Raw genomic sequence first — 15,926 nt, 5'->3', positions numbered from 1 at the left:
GGCAGGCGGCTCAAACGGCCTTTTTTCGGCGCATCGTTCGCAGGGTTTGGCTGGCATGCGTGAGCCAGCCACGGCGATGCCAGCGCCACCACATCAAACCGCCGCGCAAACATTCATCGACGATGTAGGCCAGCCAAATGCCGCTCAGGCCCCAGTGCCGCCCCATCCAATACGAGCCCCCACCCAAGATCAAGAGCAAAGACAATGCGCTGGCCAACACAGGGTAATGCACATCGCCGCTGGCCCGCAAAGCGCCAATCACCACCAGATTGAAGACACGCCCCAACTCCAGGGCCACCGACATCCACAGCAAGGTGCTGGCCATCGCGATGATGACCGGGTCGCGTGTGAAAACCCGCATCAACCACGGCGCACTCGCAGCGGCCAAGACCGCCAAGCCGCCACTGGCCAACAAGCCCACGCGCACCCCTTTGCGAACCACCGCATCGGCCTGCGCCAATTGCCCAGCCCCCACCAAGCGACCGACCATGATTTCGCAGGCCCAGCCCACCGACAAGCTGATGAGCAGCACGTACTTGAGGATTTGCAACAAATAGGAATGCGTGGCCAAGGCCTCGACCCCTAAACGCGCTGTGGCCGCCAAGGAGACCATGAAGCCCATGCGGTAACAAAACTCCAAGGCCGCGCCGGGCAAACCAATGCGCAGCACCGGCGTCATCACCCGCACCGGCACACGCCACCAATGCCGCCACTGGGGCCTGAGCCCCAGGCGCAAGCGCCAAAACCGCAAATGCAAAGCCACGCCTACAGCGCGGCTGAAAAACCAGGCCACCGCATAACCATTGAGGCCCCAACCGGCCCAATCGCCCAAGCCGCGCATCAGCAACCAAGCCCCCGCCAAATGGCTGCCATGCATGACGAGCATCACCATCAGGGATTCGCGGGCCAACAAATGCGCCCGCAGTGTGGCCGCCATGCTGAGGTTGTACACCTCCAGCACCATCGCCGGGGCCAACAGCATCATGTAGACCGTGGCGATGGGCCGCACCGCTTCAGGGGCATTGAGCCCGTCGAGGGTGATCTGCGGGCCCGCCAGCAACCACAACGCCGCCAGCACCCCGACCCAGGTGCTGGCCCCCAAGCCCGCAAAGGCGGTTTCACGGGCCTCGTCGTGCCGCTGACCACCCAGATACTGGGTCAGCAGCACGCCCAAACCGATGGCCAAGATGCGGAACAAAACAGCCAAACTCTCTTGCACCTGCTGCGCGAGGCCAAAGGCCCCCGCAGCCGCATCGGAGGTATGCGAGGCCAAATACAGGCCCGCCATCGCCACGCTGATGCCCAGCAAGAACTCGCCCACGATGGGCAATGCCACCTTGTTCAAACTGGGCCGAGAAGGGCTGTGGCTGTCGTTCATGGTGCTCCCCTCAAAGGCCCAAGCGGCTCATGTGCAAAGCAGCATCAAGGCCTCGAACGGCTGCAAGTGCAGCGCCCTGCCCCACACATGATCGGCATGGTCCAGGTTGGACAGCAGGCACTGCACCTGCGTGCAGGGCAGGCCCTCGGGCCATGGGGCTGTGGCGCTTTGGCCGCTCATATTGCTGACCACCAGCAAAGTCTGCGCTGCGCCAAGCCGCGCATAGCCGCACACCTGCGGGTCTTCGGCCCAGAGCAATTGGAAACGCCCATCGCGCAACACCGGCCATTGCTGCCGCAATGCGATCAATTGCCGGTAGTGGTGAAAAACAGAATTCGGGTCGGCCTGCGCCGCTTCGGCGTTCACCTGCGGATAGTCGGGGTTCAAGCCGATCCAGGGCTGGCCAGTGCTGAAGCCCGCTTGCGGGCCGCTGTTCCAGGGCATGGGCGTGCGGGCATTGTCACGGCCCACCGAATGGATGGAGGCCATGACGTCGGCGTGGCTTTGGCCGCTTGCAGTGGCCACGCGGTGGTAGTTCAGAATTTCAATGTCGCGATAGTCTTCAATGCGGTCAAACGCGACATTGCCCATGCCCAGTTCTTCGCCTTGGTAGATGTAGGGCGTGCCCTGCATGCCGTGCAACCAAGTTGCCAAGGCTTTGGCCGACCTTTCGCGCAGCGCACCCATGGCGCCAAACCGAGAGACCGAACGGGGCTGATCGTGGTTGCAAAAATACAGGCTGTTCCAGCCCGTGTCGTGCAAGGCTTCTTGCCAACGGGCCATGCACGCTTTCATGTCGCGCCAGTCAAGCGCTTTGCGAGCCCATTTGCCATTGACATGACCGCCCACGCTGTCCAAGTCCATGTGTTCAAACTGAAACAGCATGTTGAGCGAACCGGTTTGCGGGTGCGTGATGTCGCGCCCTTGCTGCACCGTGGCCAGCGGGGCCTCGCCCACGGTGAGGGTGTCGTAATGGTCCAGCACTTGGCTGCGCATTTCACGCAAAAATTCGTTCAGGCGAGGCCCGTTGCAGGTCATGGCAAATGAGGGCTGCAAAAACCCATCGCGCACCACCGGGGCCTGCGGCAAACGGCCCTGGGCATCCCAGGGCTTGCTGATCATGTTGATCACGTCCATGCGGAAACCATCAACGCCTTTGTCCAGCCAAAAGCGCATCAGCGCATGGACTTCTTGGCGCACTTTGGGGTTTTCCCAATTCAGATCGGGTTGCTTGACGCTGAACATGTGCAGGTAGTACTCGCCCGTGGGCTCATTCCATGTCCAGACCGAGCCCTGAAAAGCGGCTTCCCAATTGGTGGGGGGAGAACCATCGGGCAAAGGGTCTGCCCAAATGTAATGGTCGTGAAAGGGGTTGCTTCGGCTGCTGCGGGCCTGCACAAACCAAGGGTGTTCGTCAGAGGTGTGGTTGACCACCAAATCCATCATCAAGCGAATGCCTTTGGCATGCATGCCCGCCAACATGACATCGAAGTCGGCCATGGTGCCGAACTCGGCCATGATCTGGCGGTAGTCGCTGATGTCGTAGCCGTTGTCGTCGTTGGGCGAGGCGTAAATCGGCGACAACCAAACCACTTGCACGCCCAGCGCCTGCAAATAATCCAGGCGCGAGGTGATGCCGGGCAGATCCCCCACGCCATCGCCATTGCTGTCGCAAAAGCTGCGCGGGTAAATTTGGTAAACGACGGCGTTGCGCCAGTCGGCTCGTTCAGCAGCGAAGTACATGGTGTCAGCAGCTTGGGGATGGGCCAAGGGGAGAAGGGGTCAAGAAACTCAAACTGGCAGCGTCACCGTCCGCTCGTAGGCATCGCCCTGGGCATTGAACAGGTGCAGCAATTCAGGCGCTATGTGCACGCACACCGCGGTACCGGTTTGCTCGGTGGTGGTGCCTTCGACCTTCAGGGTCACCAGCTCGTTGTGCCCTTCGGGTTGGATGTAGAGCATGGACGACTCGCCCAGTTTTTCGATGTGCGCGATGGTGCCTGCGAAGGTGTTCGCTTGCTGGCAGTTGGACACCAAGCGCATGTCTTCGGGGCGCAGCCCCAGATGAACCGCTTGCCCGGCATTGCCTGTGGCGGCATCGACCGCTGCGCTGAACACTCGGCCCGCCACCGACACCTCGGTGCGCTGCCCGTCTGACGACACCCACTGCGCGGGCAGGATGTTCATCTTGGGCGAGCCAATGAATTCGGCCACAAACAGGCTGTTGGGACGGTAGTACAGCGCCATGGGCGAACCCACTTGCGCCACGCTGCCGTGCGTGGCAATGCGGTCACCGGTGTTGAGCAAGACGATCTTGTCCGCCAAGGTCATGGCCTCCACTTGGTCGTGCGTCACATAAATCATGCTGGCCGTGCCGATGTCGTGGTGCAGCTTGGCGATCTCAAGGCGGGTCTGTACGCGCAGCGCAGCGTCCAGGTTGGACAACGGCTCATCGAACAAAAACACGCGTGGCTCTTTGACGATGGCACGGCCAATGGCCACACGCTGGCGCTGACCACCCGAGAGGGCTTTGGGCAAGCGGTCGAGCAAGGGCGTGAGCTGCAAAATTTCGGCCGCTGCACGCACCTTTTTGTCGATCTCGGCGGCATTGGAGCCCAACACCTTGAGGCCAAAGGCCATGTTCTCGCGCACTGTCATGTGCGGGTACAGCGCATAACTTTGGAACACCATAGCCACCCCACGGCGTGCAGGCGGCAAGTCGTTGACGCGTTCGCCACCGATGAACAAATCACCCGAAGTGATGTCTTCCAAGCCAGCCACCATGCGCAGCAAAGTCGATTTGCCGCAACCTGAGGGGCCGACGAAGACGCAGAACTCACCGTCTTCGATGACGAGGTTGGCGTTGTTGATGGTCAAAGCGGCAGCGGCGTTGTAGCGTTTGCTGACGTTGCGAAATTCAATTTTGGACATGTCAGGCCTTGGGTCGTGTCGGTGAAGTGGGTTTCAAAGGCCCTTGGATGGGCTCAAGAAGGCGCAGCCCCAAGGTTCAAAGCGCAGACGCTGGGCATCGGTGTGCACGCCGCTGGTGCCGCTGTCGGTCAAGGCTTGGGCACCCACCCAGTCTGCGGGCAGACTCAGCTCGGCAGCGCGATCGCTGAAGTTGAAGGCACACAGCACCCGCTGGCCCGCGTGCTCGCGCACAAAGACCAAGGTTTGTGCGTGTGCGTCCCACAGATGCATGTCGCCGTGGATGAGTGCGGGCTGGGTTTTGCGCCAAGCAATGATTTGCTTGAAATAGCCCAACAAACTGTCTGGGCCAGCTTGTTGATCCACCGCCAAGGCGGTGTGGCGTGCGTCCACGGGCAGCCAGGTTTTGGCCGCACTGGAAAAGCCCGCGTGCGGCGCAGCGGCTTGCCAAGGCATGGGGGTGCGGCAACCGTCACGGCCTTTGAATTCGGGCCACATGGTGATGCCATACGGGTCTTGCAAATCCTCAAAGGCCACTTGGGCTTCGGGCAAGCCCAGCTCTTCGCCTTGGTACAGGCAGACGGTCCCGCGCAAGCCCATTTGAAAGGCCGCCGCCAAACGCAGCAAGCGGGCATCGGGCTGGGCACCGGCCCAACGCGTGGCCGAGCGCACACAGTCGTGGTTGGACAAAGCCCAGCAAGGCCAGCCATCGCCCACCACTTGGTTGAAACGTTGCAGCACACCGTGCAAGAACGGGGCGCTGTGGGCTTCGCCCAAGAAGTCAAAGCAGTACGCCATGTGCAAACGGCGCTGCCCTTGCGGGCCGCTGCTGGTGTATTCGGCCACACGGGCCAAACCGTCGTCGTCACCGATCTCGCCGACCATGGTGGTGTCGGGGTATTGGTCGAGCAAAGCACGCAAGGCTTCCAGAAAGGGCAGGTTTTCCGGGCGGCTTTTGTCGTAGACGTGGGCTTGCCACGCGTAGGGGTTGAAGGGGTTGACCGCCGGGTCGGGGTTGTCGCGGCCAGGGGCGCCCTTGCCCGGGTTATCCCGCAGCAAAGCGTCGTGGAAGTAAAAGTTGGCGGTGTCCAGACGGTAACCGTCCACACCCATGTCGAGCCAGAATTTCACGGTTTGCAGCAATGCCGCTTGCACCTCCGGGTGGTGAAAGTTCAGATCGGGTTGGCTGCTCAAGAAGTTGTGCAGGTAGTACTGGCAGCGACGCGTGTCCCATTGCCATGCGCTGCCCCCAAAGATGGACAACCAGTTGTTGGGGGGCGTGCCGTCTTCGCGTGCATCGGCCCAGACAAACCAGTCGGCCTTGTGGTTGTCGCGGCTGGCGCGGCTTTCCACGAACCAAGGGTGCTGGTCGCTGGCGTGCGAGAGCACTTGGTCGATCATGACCTTCAGGCCCAAGCTGTGCGCGCGTGCGAGCAAGGCTTTGAAGTCGGCGATGGTGCCAAACATCGGATCGACGTCGCAGTAATCGCTCACGTCGTAGCCGAAGTCTTTCATCGGGCTTTTGAAGAAAGGCGAGAGCCAAATGCCGTCGGCCCCCAGCTCGGCCACATGGGTCAGGCGCTCGGTGATGCCGGGCAAATCGCCAATGCCGTCCCCGTTGCTGTCTTGAAAGCTGCGAGGGTAGATTTGATAAATGACGCCACCGCGCCACCAGCCATTGTTGATTGCTTTTTCAGTCATGGGTATGAACAAAGAGGGTTTAACCTTTGACCGCACCGGCCGTCAGGCCAGAGACGATCTTTTTCTGGAACGCCAGCACCAAGGCCAGCAGTGGCAAGGTCACGAGCACCGAAGCGGCCATGATGTTGCCCCAAGGGATTTCGTATTTGCTAGCACCCGAAATCAATGAGATTGACACCGGCACCGTGCGCTCGTTGTTGTCGAGCACAAAGGTCAGTGCGAACAAAAATTCGTTCCACGCGGCAATGAAAGCCAGCAAACCTGTCGACACCAAGGCGGGCCACAGCAGCGGCATGAACACGTCTTTGATGATGCGCCACGGGCTGCAACCGTCCATGATGGCGGCCTCTTCCAGCTCTTTGGGCAATTGCTTCATGAAGGTGGTCAGCACCCAGACGGTGAAGGGCAGCGTAAAGATCATGTAGGGCAGCACCAAGCCCAGCGCCTTGTTGTACAGGCCCAAAAACCGGATCAACTCAAACATGCCGGCCAGCACCGCCACTTGCGGGAACATCGACACACCCAAGATGGCGGTCAGCAAAAGGCCACGCCCTTTGAAGGTGATGCGGCCCAGGGCATACGCGGCCGAGATGCCCAAAAACAACGAGAGCGTGACCACCACGATCGAGACCATCACCGAGTTCAAGATGTGGCGGCCAAAGGGTTGTTCGGCCAGCGTGAACAGCGAGCTGTAGTTGCGCCAAGACACGCTGCTGGGCAGCAAGCTGCTGTCAAACAGCGAAGCGCCGGTTTTGAACGAGGTGGCCAAGGCGTACAAAAAGGGGAACACCGAGACCAACACCAGCACGGTGGCGGCTGCGTAGAGCGCAATGCGCCCGAGCAATGGGGTTTTCATCAATCGTCTCCCAACTTCATGCGACTGGCTTTGATGGCCAACACAGTGCACAGGCCAATGATGAGGAACAGCGCGGTCGAAGCGGCAGAGCCGTAGCCCATATACCCGTTATCGATCATTTCGCGGCGCACAAAGCCCGACATGGAAATGGTGGTGTTGTTGTTCGAGGTCAGCACATAGATCAGGTCGAACACGCGCAAGGCATCGAGCAAGCGGAAGATCATGGCGACCATCAACGCGGGCTTGATCAGCGGCAGTGTGACTTTCCAAAACACGCGCAAGGGGTGCACACCATCAACTTGCGCAGCTTCGTAGCAGTCTTTGGGCAAGGTTTGCAATGCAGCCAAGATCAGCAGGGCCATGAAGGGCGTGGTTTTCCACACGTCCACCGCCACCACGGTCCACATGGCGTATTCGGGTTGGGCGGTCCATGCGATTTTTTCGGCAATCCAGCCCAGGTCAACCAGCCACTGGTTGATCACGCCAAACTGGTCGTGAAGCATCCAGCCCCACATCTTGGCCGAGACGATGGTGGGAATGGCCCAAGGCACCAGCACGGCGGTGCGCACCAAGGTGCGGCCTTTGAATTCTTGGTTGAGCAGCATGGCCACAGCCAGGCCCAACAGGGTCTCAAGGGTCACCGAGACGATGGAGAACTTCAAGGTATTGAGTATGGAGATACCCCAATCGCCGGCAAAAAATCCATCGGTGTTGTTGGGGTTGGCAAACAGGCCAAACTCACCAAAGTAGTTTTCTAGGCCAATGAATTGGCTGGCTTCGAGGTTGTTGATGTTGGCGTCGGTGAAGCTGAACCAAATGGTTCGCCCCAAAGGCCAAACAGCCACCAACAACAGCACCACCAACATGGGGGCCAAGAACAGCCAGGCTGTGCGCGTCTTGTTGTTCATGAGGTTCCAAGAGGGGTCGTCAAACGATAAGGTCCGGATGCAAAGCACCCGGACCTTGGCGGGCGCTCAGGTCAAATTACCACTGGTTGCGCTTGACTTGCTTGAGCTTGCCGTCCAGGCGCTTCAGGCTGTCTTCGGCGGTGGCTTTGCCCGACAACACGTCGTGCGTAGCGTTCCAAAAGGCAGCGCTGACTTCGGGGTACTTCAGGCCAGTGGCGGTTGCCGGACGGGGCACCGCACTGGTGAACACATCAAACAAGCTGCCAAAGAAGGGGTTGGCGGCCAACACTTCTTTGTCTTTGTACAAAGCAGCGATGGTGGGGTTGTAAGAGCCTTTGATGGCGCGCTCTTTTTGCACTTCAGGGCTGGTCATGTACATCACCAAAGAAGCGGCGGCATCAGGGTTCTTGGAGTACTTGGAAACAGCCAACTGCCAGCCACCCAAGGTGGCGGCGTTTTGACCGTCAGCGCCACCTTTAGGCAGTGCAGCCACACCGATCTTGTCTTTGATCTTGGAGTCGGCGCCATTGCCCAGCGACCAGGCGTAAGGCCAGTTGCGCATGAAAGCGGCATTGCCGTTTTGGAACACGCCACGGGCTTCTTCTTCGGCGTAGTTCAACACGCCTTGAGGTGCGATGGTGCCAATCCAAGAGGCAGCGGTCTTCAGTGCCTTGACAGCATTGGGGTTGTTGACGGTGATGTTGCCTTTGTCGTCAACGATGTTGCCGCCTTTGTAGCTGTGGATCCACTCCACGGCGTCGCAGGTCAGGCCTTCGTAGGCTTTGGCTTGGAAAACAAAACCTTGGAAATCTTTGTTGCCAGCGGCACGCTCGCCGTCTTGGATTTTCTTGGCAGTCGCGGCCAGATCTTCCCAAGTGGCAGGGGCTTTAGCGCCGTATTTTTCGACCAAGTCTTTGCGGTAGAACAGCAAGCCGGCATCGGTGAACCAAGGCATGGCCAGCAGTTTGCCGTCAGCGCTGTTGTTGGCAACGATGGCAGGGAAGTGGGCCTTTTCCGCGCCTTTGCTGTAGGGCTTGAGGTCCAGCAAGTGGTCTTTGATCACACCAGGCCAGACCACGTCAACGTTGATGACGTCGAGGTCAGTCGATTTGGCGGCGAACATTTGGCGGAACAAAGCCAAGATGTCGGTGGTGCTGTTGGGGATGGTGAAGAGCTTGACTTCGTTGCCGGTTTTCTGAGCCCACTCGGCTGTGTGCTTTTTGCAGAATTCAAAGTCTTGACCGACTGAACCGCAAGAAATGGTGATGGTCGCTGCTTGAGCCGAAACGGCCATCAAGGGCGCTGCGACCAATGCAGCAGCCAATTTAACCGCTGTGCTTCGTGATGTGAATGTCATCTGATTGCCTCTGTAAATTTGGGTTGTACACATCGCCCCCGTTCCCTTTCAGCGGTGAGCGCAAGCGTATTTGAACATTCGTGCAATCGATTGCATTAGCGGGTTTTCCCTAAAAGGTAGTCATTTGATTGCGGTACGTAACTTCGGCGCGTGCGGTCGCGCTGGATCTGTTCAGCGCGTGCTCTCGCGTTCGATCAGCTCGGTAGGCAAAATCACCGAGCGTTTCGGCATGCCCGCTTGCGCCTCGTTGAGCAATGACACCAGCGCATGGCCGGCCAGTTTGGTCGGCTGCCTGATGGAGGTGAGGCTAGGAAAAACGTGCCCCGCCATGTCGATGTCGTCATAGCCGACCACCTTGACGTCTCGCGGCACATCGATCCCGCGGGCATTGAGCGCGCTGATCAAGGTAATGGCAGCCACATCACTGGTGGCAAAAACACCATCGAACGCCAAATCTTGCGACAGCCACTCTTGCACCACATGGAGCAACCTGGGCTCGCCAAACAACACCGATTGCCGCAGCCGCTCGTCGGGCGTGACACCCGCCTCACGGTGCGCACGCAAATAACCGGCGAAGCGCAAACCCGCCTCTGGGTGGTTGATGTCGCCGAAGAAGGCAATCTTTTTGCAGCCTCGCGCAAGCAAGTGCGAAGCCGCCAAGTAGCCGCCTTGCTCGTTGTCGCCCCCCACCACAGGGTAAGCGGCATCGGGCAAAGCAGCCCCCCAGACCGAGAACTTCAGACCCGAATGCTGCAAGCGGTTGAGGTGTTCGTGCCAGGTAAGCTGGCCAATCACCACCAAGCCAGAAACTTGTCCGCTTGTGACCAAGGTTTGCATGCTGGCGTTGCGTGTTTCGTGCAGCCTTGTCAGCAGAACACTGCTGCCCTGTTCATCCAGCGCATCGGCCACGCTGCCAAACAGATTCAAAATAAAAGGGTCCGAAATGGATTGCATGCTGTCGCCCAGCACCACCACACCCACCGTTTGCACCGAGCGTTTGCGCAAATTGGCCGCCCCCACATTGACCTGGTAGTTCAGCGAGCGCGCCAACTCCAAGATGCGCTCACGCGTGGCTTCGGGGATCAAGGTGCTGCCACTCAAGGCCCGCGAAACGGTGGATGAGGACACCCCGGCCATGCGGGCAATGTCGATCATTTGGGTGCGGCGCGGGACAGATGAAGCGGGACTCATGGCTTTGATTATTTCACGCGCGCTGGCGCTGTCATGGCCAACAGGAGACAGCCATCAAAAACCCATAAAAAAACCGCCCAAAGCTTTGCAGCTCTGGGCGGTGTCAATGAAACTTTGAAGAAACGATTACAACGTTCAGAAAGCGTAGTTCAAACGCACTTTGAATGCATTCAGGTTGTCCACGCCAGTGGCTTTGGATGTGCTGAGAGCAGGGGTGATGGTTGCACCCTTGACGCCCAACAAGGGGAAGCTGTAAGCCGCGTAGTAAGTCGTGGCTTTGTTGGCGCCTGTTTTGTCTTGGACCATGCCAACGCCTGCATCACCGAAAACGGCGTTCAGACCCACCGAGGTAGAGTCCAGATCGCTGTTTTTGCCGTAGTTCGCATTCACCGAAGCGCTGCTGCTCAATGCATAACCCACCGACACGCCGGTACCGGAGTAGCTGACGTTGTTCTTTTTGTAAGACTCAACACCAGCACGCACAGTCAGGGCACCCGCGGTGTAGACCAAGGTGGGGCGCAGGCCATAAGCATCGGTTGTAGAACCCGATTTTTCAGTCACCAAACCCAATTCAACGCGCAAACCAGGGGCTGCATTCAAACCAGCCACTGCATGCAACTGGCCTGTCTTGAAGCGACCGCGCAAGGCATTGGTACGGTAGCCGTAGGCACCTGCAGCTTCAACCACCACATCTTTGCCCAGTGGGAACAAATCGGCGGCTTCGTGGCGGCCAATTTTCAGATCGGCGGCACTGTTGCCAAACTGAATCCAGGCGTCATCAATGCCGACGCTGTCGCCACTGCCTGTGGGCACGATCAAACTGGCTTTGGCGTTGACAAAATTGTCACCCTACTTGACCAAGGCGGCATTGGCATTCAATTCCACACGGCCACTGTTGGATGTCGCGCTGCTGGTAGCGCCTTGCTTTCCCTTGAACAAAACATCGTGTTCCAGGTTGGCATCAAAAGACACACCAGCTTGTGCTGCACCAGCGGCAAGCAATGCAGCAGCAACGGCCACGAGACGAATTTGAGTTTGCATGTTTTTCTCCAAAAATTGAGGATGTGATCAGGTTTGATTGACCCGCTCCGATGGACTCTTCACGGTGTTCAACGCCTCCAATTAAACAAATCATGCAAACGTTTGCAGACTATGGAAAACCCTATTTTTGGTTACCAAACAAGAACGAAACATGTTTTTTGGCGCAAAAACAACAAATCCCCCAAACGCTAGCAAATTAAAAACTGATTTTTTGCGTTGCGCCGTCCAGCAAGGCGTCCCTTGCAAGGTCCAGACGGGCATGAAAAAAACCCGATGGGTCACATCGGGCTTTCATCGCAGCCTTGATCTTTGGTCATATCGGCGGCCTCAGACTGCTTGTGATGAGTCGAATTGCTGTGGTTGTCCGTCACCACCATACAAAGAAGCCGCGGCCGTGTTGGCCGGAGCCCAACGCGTGGGCTTGACCAAGCTAGACCTTGTGAGCAGCGAAGGTTTTACGCATTGATCTCACCCTCTGTCTACAACCTAAGTTCCATTGAAATTAACCCTCACAAGAGTAATATTCAACGCATATGAATGCTTCAGCCACAAGTCAACATGCATTGCTCATCATTGACGATCACCCTGTGTACCGCGAAGCATTAGGCGAAGCCCTTGCCAAAGAGTTCAGCACTTTGGGTGTGGCCGTGAAAACCGCCAGCAACGCCAGTGAAGGCATGACTTTGGTCGACGAATCCAACCATTCCTGGATTGTTTTATTGGACATGCTGATGCCGGGCTTGAGCGGATTGGCCGGCATCAAAGTGTTCAGTAGCAAACCCAACGTTGCGCACGTCGTGTCCATTTCTGGGCTGGACTCCGATGCATGGGAACCACGGTCCGTCTCCGCAGGCGCTGCCCTGTTTTTATCAAAGAACAATACGTCAGCGGCCATCTTCAAAAGAATCAAAACGCTTTACAACGAAACCCAATGGCATGAACCCCAAAGCCCATTGAATACCACCAGTGAATACCGGCTAACACAGCGGCAACTGGAAGTTTTGACTTTGATTTCGATGGGGCACCCTAACAAGATCATTGCCGATCTTTTGGAAATCAAAGAGCAAACGGTCAAAATACACATCAATCAAATTTTCAAAGAGTTGCGGGTTTTTAACCGAACCCAAGCCGTCTTGAAGGCTCAAAAACTCTTGATTCCGACCGTTACCCCTCACGACTCATGATGGCATGAACCCTTCTGAGCATGGCCGTATACCGATGAATGAAGGGCATCGTGAGCAGCAATTGATTGCCATTGAAAAATTGCAATACATGCTCGATTACTCCAAATCCAGCACGATTGCGACGGTATTGGCGCCGCTGTTGTGCATCCCTTTGTATTTGGACGTCACAGAACTACTTCGCTTCAGCGCATGGTTTGCGGCCATGACCGTGGCAGTCATCACACGGTATGTCTTACTCCGATCGATCCGCGCTTTATCTAACCCACCCCAAAATGCGAACGTCCTGAACATCGCCATTGGCTTGGTCACGCTCATGTGGGGAATGGGTTGGTTTGTTTTTGTGGAGCCCGCCGACATGGTGAGCTATTTGCTCTATCAAATTATCAGTCTCACTGTCCTGTTTGTCGGGATGGTCGGCTATTGCATCAACTGGAAAACCTTTTTTGCTTTTGTCGTGCCCCTCAAGGCGCCTGAACTCATTTTTATAGCTCTGAATTTCAGCCAAATCGTTTGGCCAATTGCCCTGGGCTCCATGGTTGCTTTTTATTTGGCTTTGAAAATGGCTTTTCTGTTTTCTAAGTCTTGGGAAAAATCATTTGCACTGCGGATGAAAAACGATGCCCTCATTGACCAGTTAACCGAAGAGAAAAATGCCTCCTTGGCAGCCAACGTCGCCAAGTCAGAGTTCATCGCTACCGCCAGTCATGACTTACGCCAACCGATGCAGTCCATCAACATTTTTATTGAAATGATTGACGCCGGGCAGCTGAACGAAAGCTACAGCGCCATATTCTGTTGCCGCCGACCGAAAACTGACCATCTAAACCTAGGAGTGCCGACTCAAAATTGACCAGGGTGTTCAACTGGCCTGCTGAAATATTCAGCAGGAGAGATAGAAGGTGATCACCATGGAAATGATAGGTAAGGTCAGGCGCATGAAGTTGCGCGAGCAACTCTCCAACAGCGAGATTGCCAAGCGCACGGGACTGTCGCGCAACACGGTCAAAAAATGGCTCAAAGCCCCTGGCGACCAGGCTCCCAAGTACAAAAGGCAAAGCGGATTCACCAAGCTCAGCGCGTTTGAGGCGACGTTGGTGCAGGCACTCAAAGCCGATTCCCATCGACCCAAACATGCCCGGCGCAGTGCGCGGGCGCTGTTGGCGCAGTTGCAGGCGCAGGGCTATCGGGGCGGCTACAGCCGATTGACGGATTTCATTCGGGGTTGGCGCGAGCAAGAGGGCAAGGCGGCATCCAAGGCGTATGTGCCTTTGAGTTTCGAGCTGGGCGAGGCGTTTCAGTTTGACTGGAGCGAGGAAGGGTTGCTCATTGGCGGGGTGTACCACCACATGCAGGTCTCACATCTCAAGCTGTGCGCCAGCCGGGCGTTCTGGGTGGTGGCTTACCCCAGCCAGGGACACGAGATGTTGTTTGACGCGCACACCCGCAGTTTTGCGGCGCTGGGCGGTGTGGCGCGCCGGGGCATTTACGACAACATGAAGACGGCGGTGGACAAGGTCAAGAAAGGCAAAGGTCGCATCGTCAATGCCCGCTTCAATGCGCTGTGCAGCCACTACCTGTTCGAGCCGGACTTTTGCAACGTGGCCTCGGGTTGGGAGAAAGGGGTGGTGGAGAAGAACGTGCAGGACAGCCGCAGGCGTATCTGGATAGAGGCTGGCACCAAGCGGTTTGGCTCGTTTGCTGAGCTCAATGCTTGGTTGGCTGAGCGCTGCCGCTCGATCTGGGCCGAAACACCGCACCCTGAGCAAAAGCAGTTCACGCTGGCCGAGATGCTGGATTTGGAGCATGAGCACTTGATGAGCATGCCCGAGCCGTTTGATGGGTATGTGGAGAATCCGGCCCGGGTGAGCAGCACCTGTTTGGTCAATGTGGCGCGCAACAAATATTCGGTGCCGTGCGAGTGGGCTGGGCAGATGGTCAGTACAAGGCTGTATCCGGGCCGAGTCGATGTGGTGGCCCAAGACGCCATCGTGGCCAGTCACGCAAGGCTGACCAACCGGGCGCAAATCAGCTACGACTGGCAGCATTACATCGACCTGGTGCAACGCAAGCCGGGGGCGCTGAGGAATGGCACACCGTTTCTGGACTTGCCGCCTGCGCTGTTGAAGCTGCGGCAATCGCTGATGCGCCATGCTGGAGGTGACCGGGTGATGGCCCAGGTGCTGGCCGTGGTGCCGCAAGCGGGGCTGGACGCTGTATTGGTGGCGGTGGAGGTTTTGCTGGAAGGCGCCACCCCCAACGGTGGCATCAGCGTGGAGCATGTGCGCAACGTGTTGGCGCGCTTGAGCAGTCCACCGATGCCGCAGCAAGCCGAAACATCGCTGCAGCTCAGTGAGGTGCCGATGGCCAACACGGCGCGCTACGACGGCCTGCGGTCCAGCGTGGAGGTGACGCATGACTGAGTACAAGCCAACACAGCGGGACATCCAGGCCGAACTTAAAGGGCTCAGACTGAGCGGCATGGCCATGGCATGGGCGGATCTGGTGGAGCAAGGTGGCAATGCCGAGCTGCAGGCATCTCGCTGGCTGATCGAGCACTTGCTGCAAGCCGAAGCAGTCAACCGCCATATGCGATCGATTGCGCATCAAACCAAGGCCGCGCGGTTCCCGGTGCACCGGGATTTGGCGGGCTTCAACTTTGAGGCGTCACAAGTGGACCGGGCATTGGTGCACAAACTGGCCGATCTGTCGTTCACGCAGGATGCGCAAAACGTGGTGCTCATAGGGGGGCCGGGGACGGGCAAAACGCACCTGGCCACGGCGCTGGGCATCTCGGGGCTGACGCAACACGGCAAAAAGGTCAGGTTCTACTCGACGGTGGACCTGGTCAACGCGCTGGAACAAGAGAAGGCTCAAGGCAAGGCAGGTCGGCTTGCGTTGAGTTTGTCGCGCATGGACTTGGTGGTACTCGATGAGTTGGGGTATTTGCCGTTCAGCCAAGCCGGAGGGGCACTGCTGTTTCACTTGCTGTCCAAGCTGTATGAACGGGTGAGCGTGCTGATCACGACGAACCTGACGTTTGCCGAATGGTCTAGCGTGTTTGGGGATGCCAAGATGACGACGGCGCTGCTGGACCGGTTGACGCACCACTGCCACATTGTGGAAACGGGCAATGAGTCCTACCGATTCAGGCACAGCTCCAATGAGGCGAGGGGCCGAATTAAAGCCAGGGAGCAGGCAAGAAAAGCGGAGAGAAAGGGGATGCGGGACGACAATTAAACTTATAGTTATCCACAGCCAGCGGAGATAAAAGCTGGCTCAAGCCCCTGGTCAAAATTCAATCGGCACAGGTGGTCAATATTGGATCGGCGTCAACAATCCAGCAATTGCGCGAAGAATTTAATCACGACATCCCTGCGTGCAT

14 protein-coding genes are annotated in these 15,926 nt (G+C 57.7%); 4 read left to right on the top strand and 10 right to left on the bottom strand.

All coding sequences use genetic code 11. The features are described 5' to 3' along the window. Nucleotides 1–10 precede the first annotated feature (10 nt). The 10 genes from ACZ5RG_RS00640 to ACZ5RG_RS00595 form a co-directional block, all read right to left on the bottom strand. Nucleotides 11–1,378, bottom strand: coding sequence for an MATE family efflux transporter (locus tag ACZ5RG_RS00640; RefSeq protein ID WP_464447539.1), 1,368 nt, complete (start codon nt 1,376–1,378; stop codon nt 11–13). Between the two features lie 27 nt (nt 1,379–1,405). Next, nucleotides 1,406–3,121 (bottom strand): alpha-glucosidase, encoded by a 1,716-nt coding sequence (locus ACZ5RG_RS00635; protein ID WP_464447538.1) that lies wholly within the window; start codon nt 3,119–3,121, stop codon nt 1,406–1,408. Nucleotides 3,122–3,169: 48 nt separating this feature from the next. Then, nucleotides 3,170–4,309, bottom strand: a complete 1,140-nt coding sequence (locus ACZ5RG_RS00630; protein ID WP_464447537.1) for an ABC transporter ATP-binding protein — start codon at nt 4,307–4,309, stop codon at nt 3,170–3,172. Nucleotides 4,310–4,342: 33 nt separating this feature from the next. Continuing rightward, nucleotides 4,343–6,007: an alpha-glucosidase family protein gene (locus ACZ5RG_RS00625; protein WP_464447536.1), complete on the bottom strand. Its 1,665-nt coding sequence runs from the start codon at nt 6,005–6,007 to the stop codon at nt 4,343–4,345. Between the two features lie 19 nt (nt 6,008–6,026). After that, nucleotides 6,027–6,863 (bottom strand): carbohydrate ABC transporter permease, encoded by an 837-nt coding sequence (locus ACZ5RG_RS00620; protein WP_298600916.1) that lies wholly within the window; start codon nt 6,861–6,863, stop codon nt 6,027–6,029. Beyond that, nucleotides 6,863–7,771, bottom strand: coding sequence for a carbohydrate ABC transporter permease (locus ACZ5RG_RS00615; RefSeq protein ID WP_464447535.1), 909 nt, complete (start codon nt 7,769–7,771; stop codon nt 6,863–6,865). Before ACZ5RG_RS00615 ends, ACZ5RG_RS00620 begins: the two co-directional genes overlap by 1 nt. Before the next feature lie 76 nt (nt 7,772–7,847). Further along, nucleotides 7,848–9,128, bottom strand: a complete 1,281-nt coding sequence (locus ACZ5RG_RS00610; RefSeq protein ID WP_298600910.1) for an ABC transporter substrate-binding protein — start codon at nt 9,126–9,128, stop codon at nt 7,848–7,850. 171 nt (nt 9,129–9,299) lie between these two features. Beyond that, a complete protein-coding gene (locus ACZ5RG_RS00605) occupies nt 9,300–10,319 on the bottom strand; it encodes a LacI family DNA-binding transcriptional regulator (protein ID WP_298600907.1) in 1,020 nt (339 codons plus the stop codon). Between the two features lie 135 nt (nt 10,320–10,454). After that, on the bottom strand, nt 10,455–11,132 hold the full coding sequence (locus ACZ5RG_RS00600) for a hypothetical protein (RefSeq protein WP_464447534.1): 678 nt from the start codon (nt 11,130–11,132) through the stop codon (nt 10,455–10,457). Between the two features lie 36 nt (nt 11,133–11,168). Beyond that, a complete protein-coding gene (locus tag ACZ5RG_RS00595) occupies nt 11,169–11,360 on the bottom strand; it encodes a hypothetical protein (protein ID WP_464447533.1) in 192 nt (63 codons plus the stop codon). A gap of 533 nt (nt 11,361–11,893) precedes the next feature. Between ACZ5RG_RS00595 and ACZ5RG_RS00590 the strand changes: the two genes are divergently transcribed. From ACZ5RG_RS00590 to istB, 4 genes are read left to right on the top strand one after another with little or no spacing between them, the layout of a single operon-like run. Beyond that, nucleotides 11,894–12,544: a response regulator transcription factor gene (locus ACZ5RG_RS00590; protein WP_298600902.1), complete on the top strand. Its 651-nt coding sequence runs from the start codon at nt 11,894–11,896 to the stop codon at nt 12,542–12,544. Between the two features lie 4 nt (nt 12,545–12,548). Continuing rightward, nucleotides 12,549–13,394, top strand: coding sequence for a histidine kinase dimerization/phospho-acceptor domain-containing protein (locus ACZ5RG_RS00585; RefSeq protein WP_464447532.1), 846 nt, complete (start codon nt 12,549–12,551; stop codon nt 13,392–13,394). A 58-nt stretch (nt 13,395–13,452) separates the two neighbouring features. Then, nucleotides 13,453–14,964 (top strand): IS21 family transposase, encoded by a 1,512-nt coding sequence (istA, locus tag ACZ5RG_RS00580; RefSeq protein WP_298596769.1) that lies wholly within the window; start codon nt 13,453–13,455, stop codon nt 14,962–14,964. Beyond that, nucleotides 14,957–15,781 carry an IS21-like element helper ATPase IstB gene (gene istB, locus ACZ5RG_RS00575; RefSeq protein ID WP_464446705.1) on the top strand — a complete coding sequence of 275 codons (825 nt, stop codon included), beginning with the start codon at nt 14,957–14,959 and terminating at the stop codon, nt 15,779–15,781. Before istA ends, istB begins: the two co-directional genes overlap by 8 nt. The last annotated feature ends 145 nt before the right edge of the window (nt 15,782–15,926 follow it).

The sequence above is a fragment of the Limnohabitans sp. TEGF005 genome (assembly GCF_055394835.1).
The sequence above is the reverse complement of the archived record's forward strand: the minus strand, read 5'-3'. Positions and strand labels throughout refer to the sequence as shown.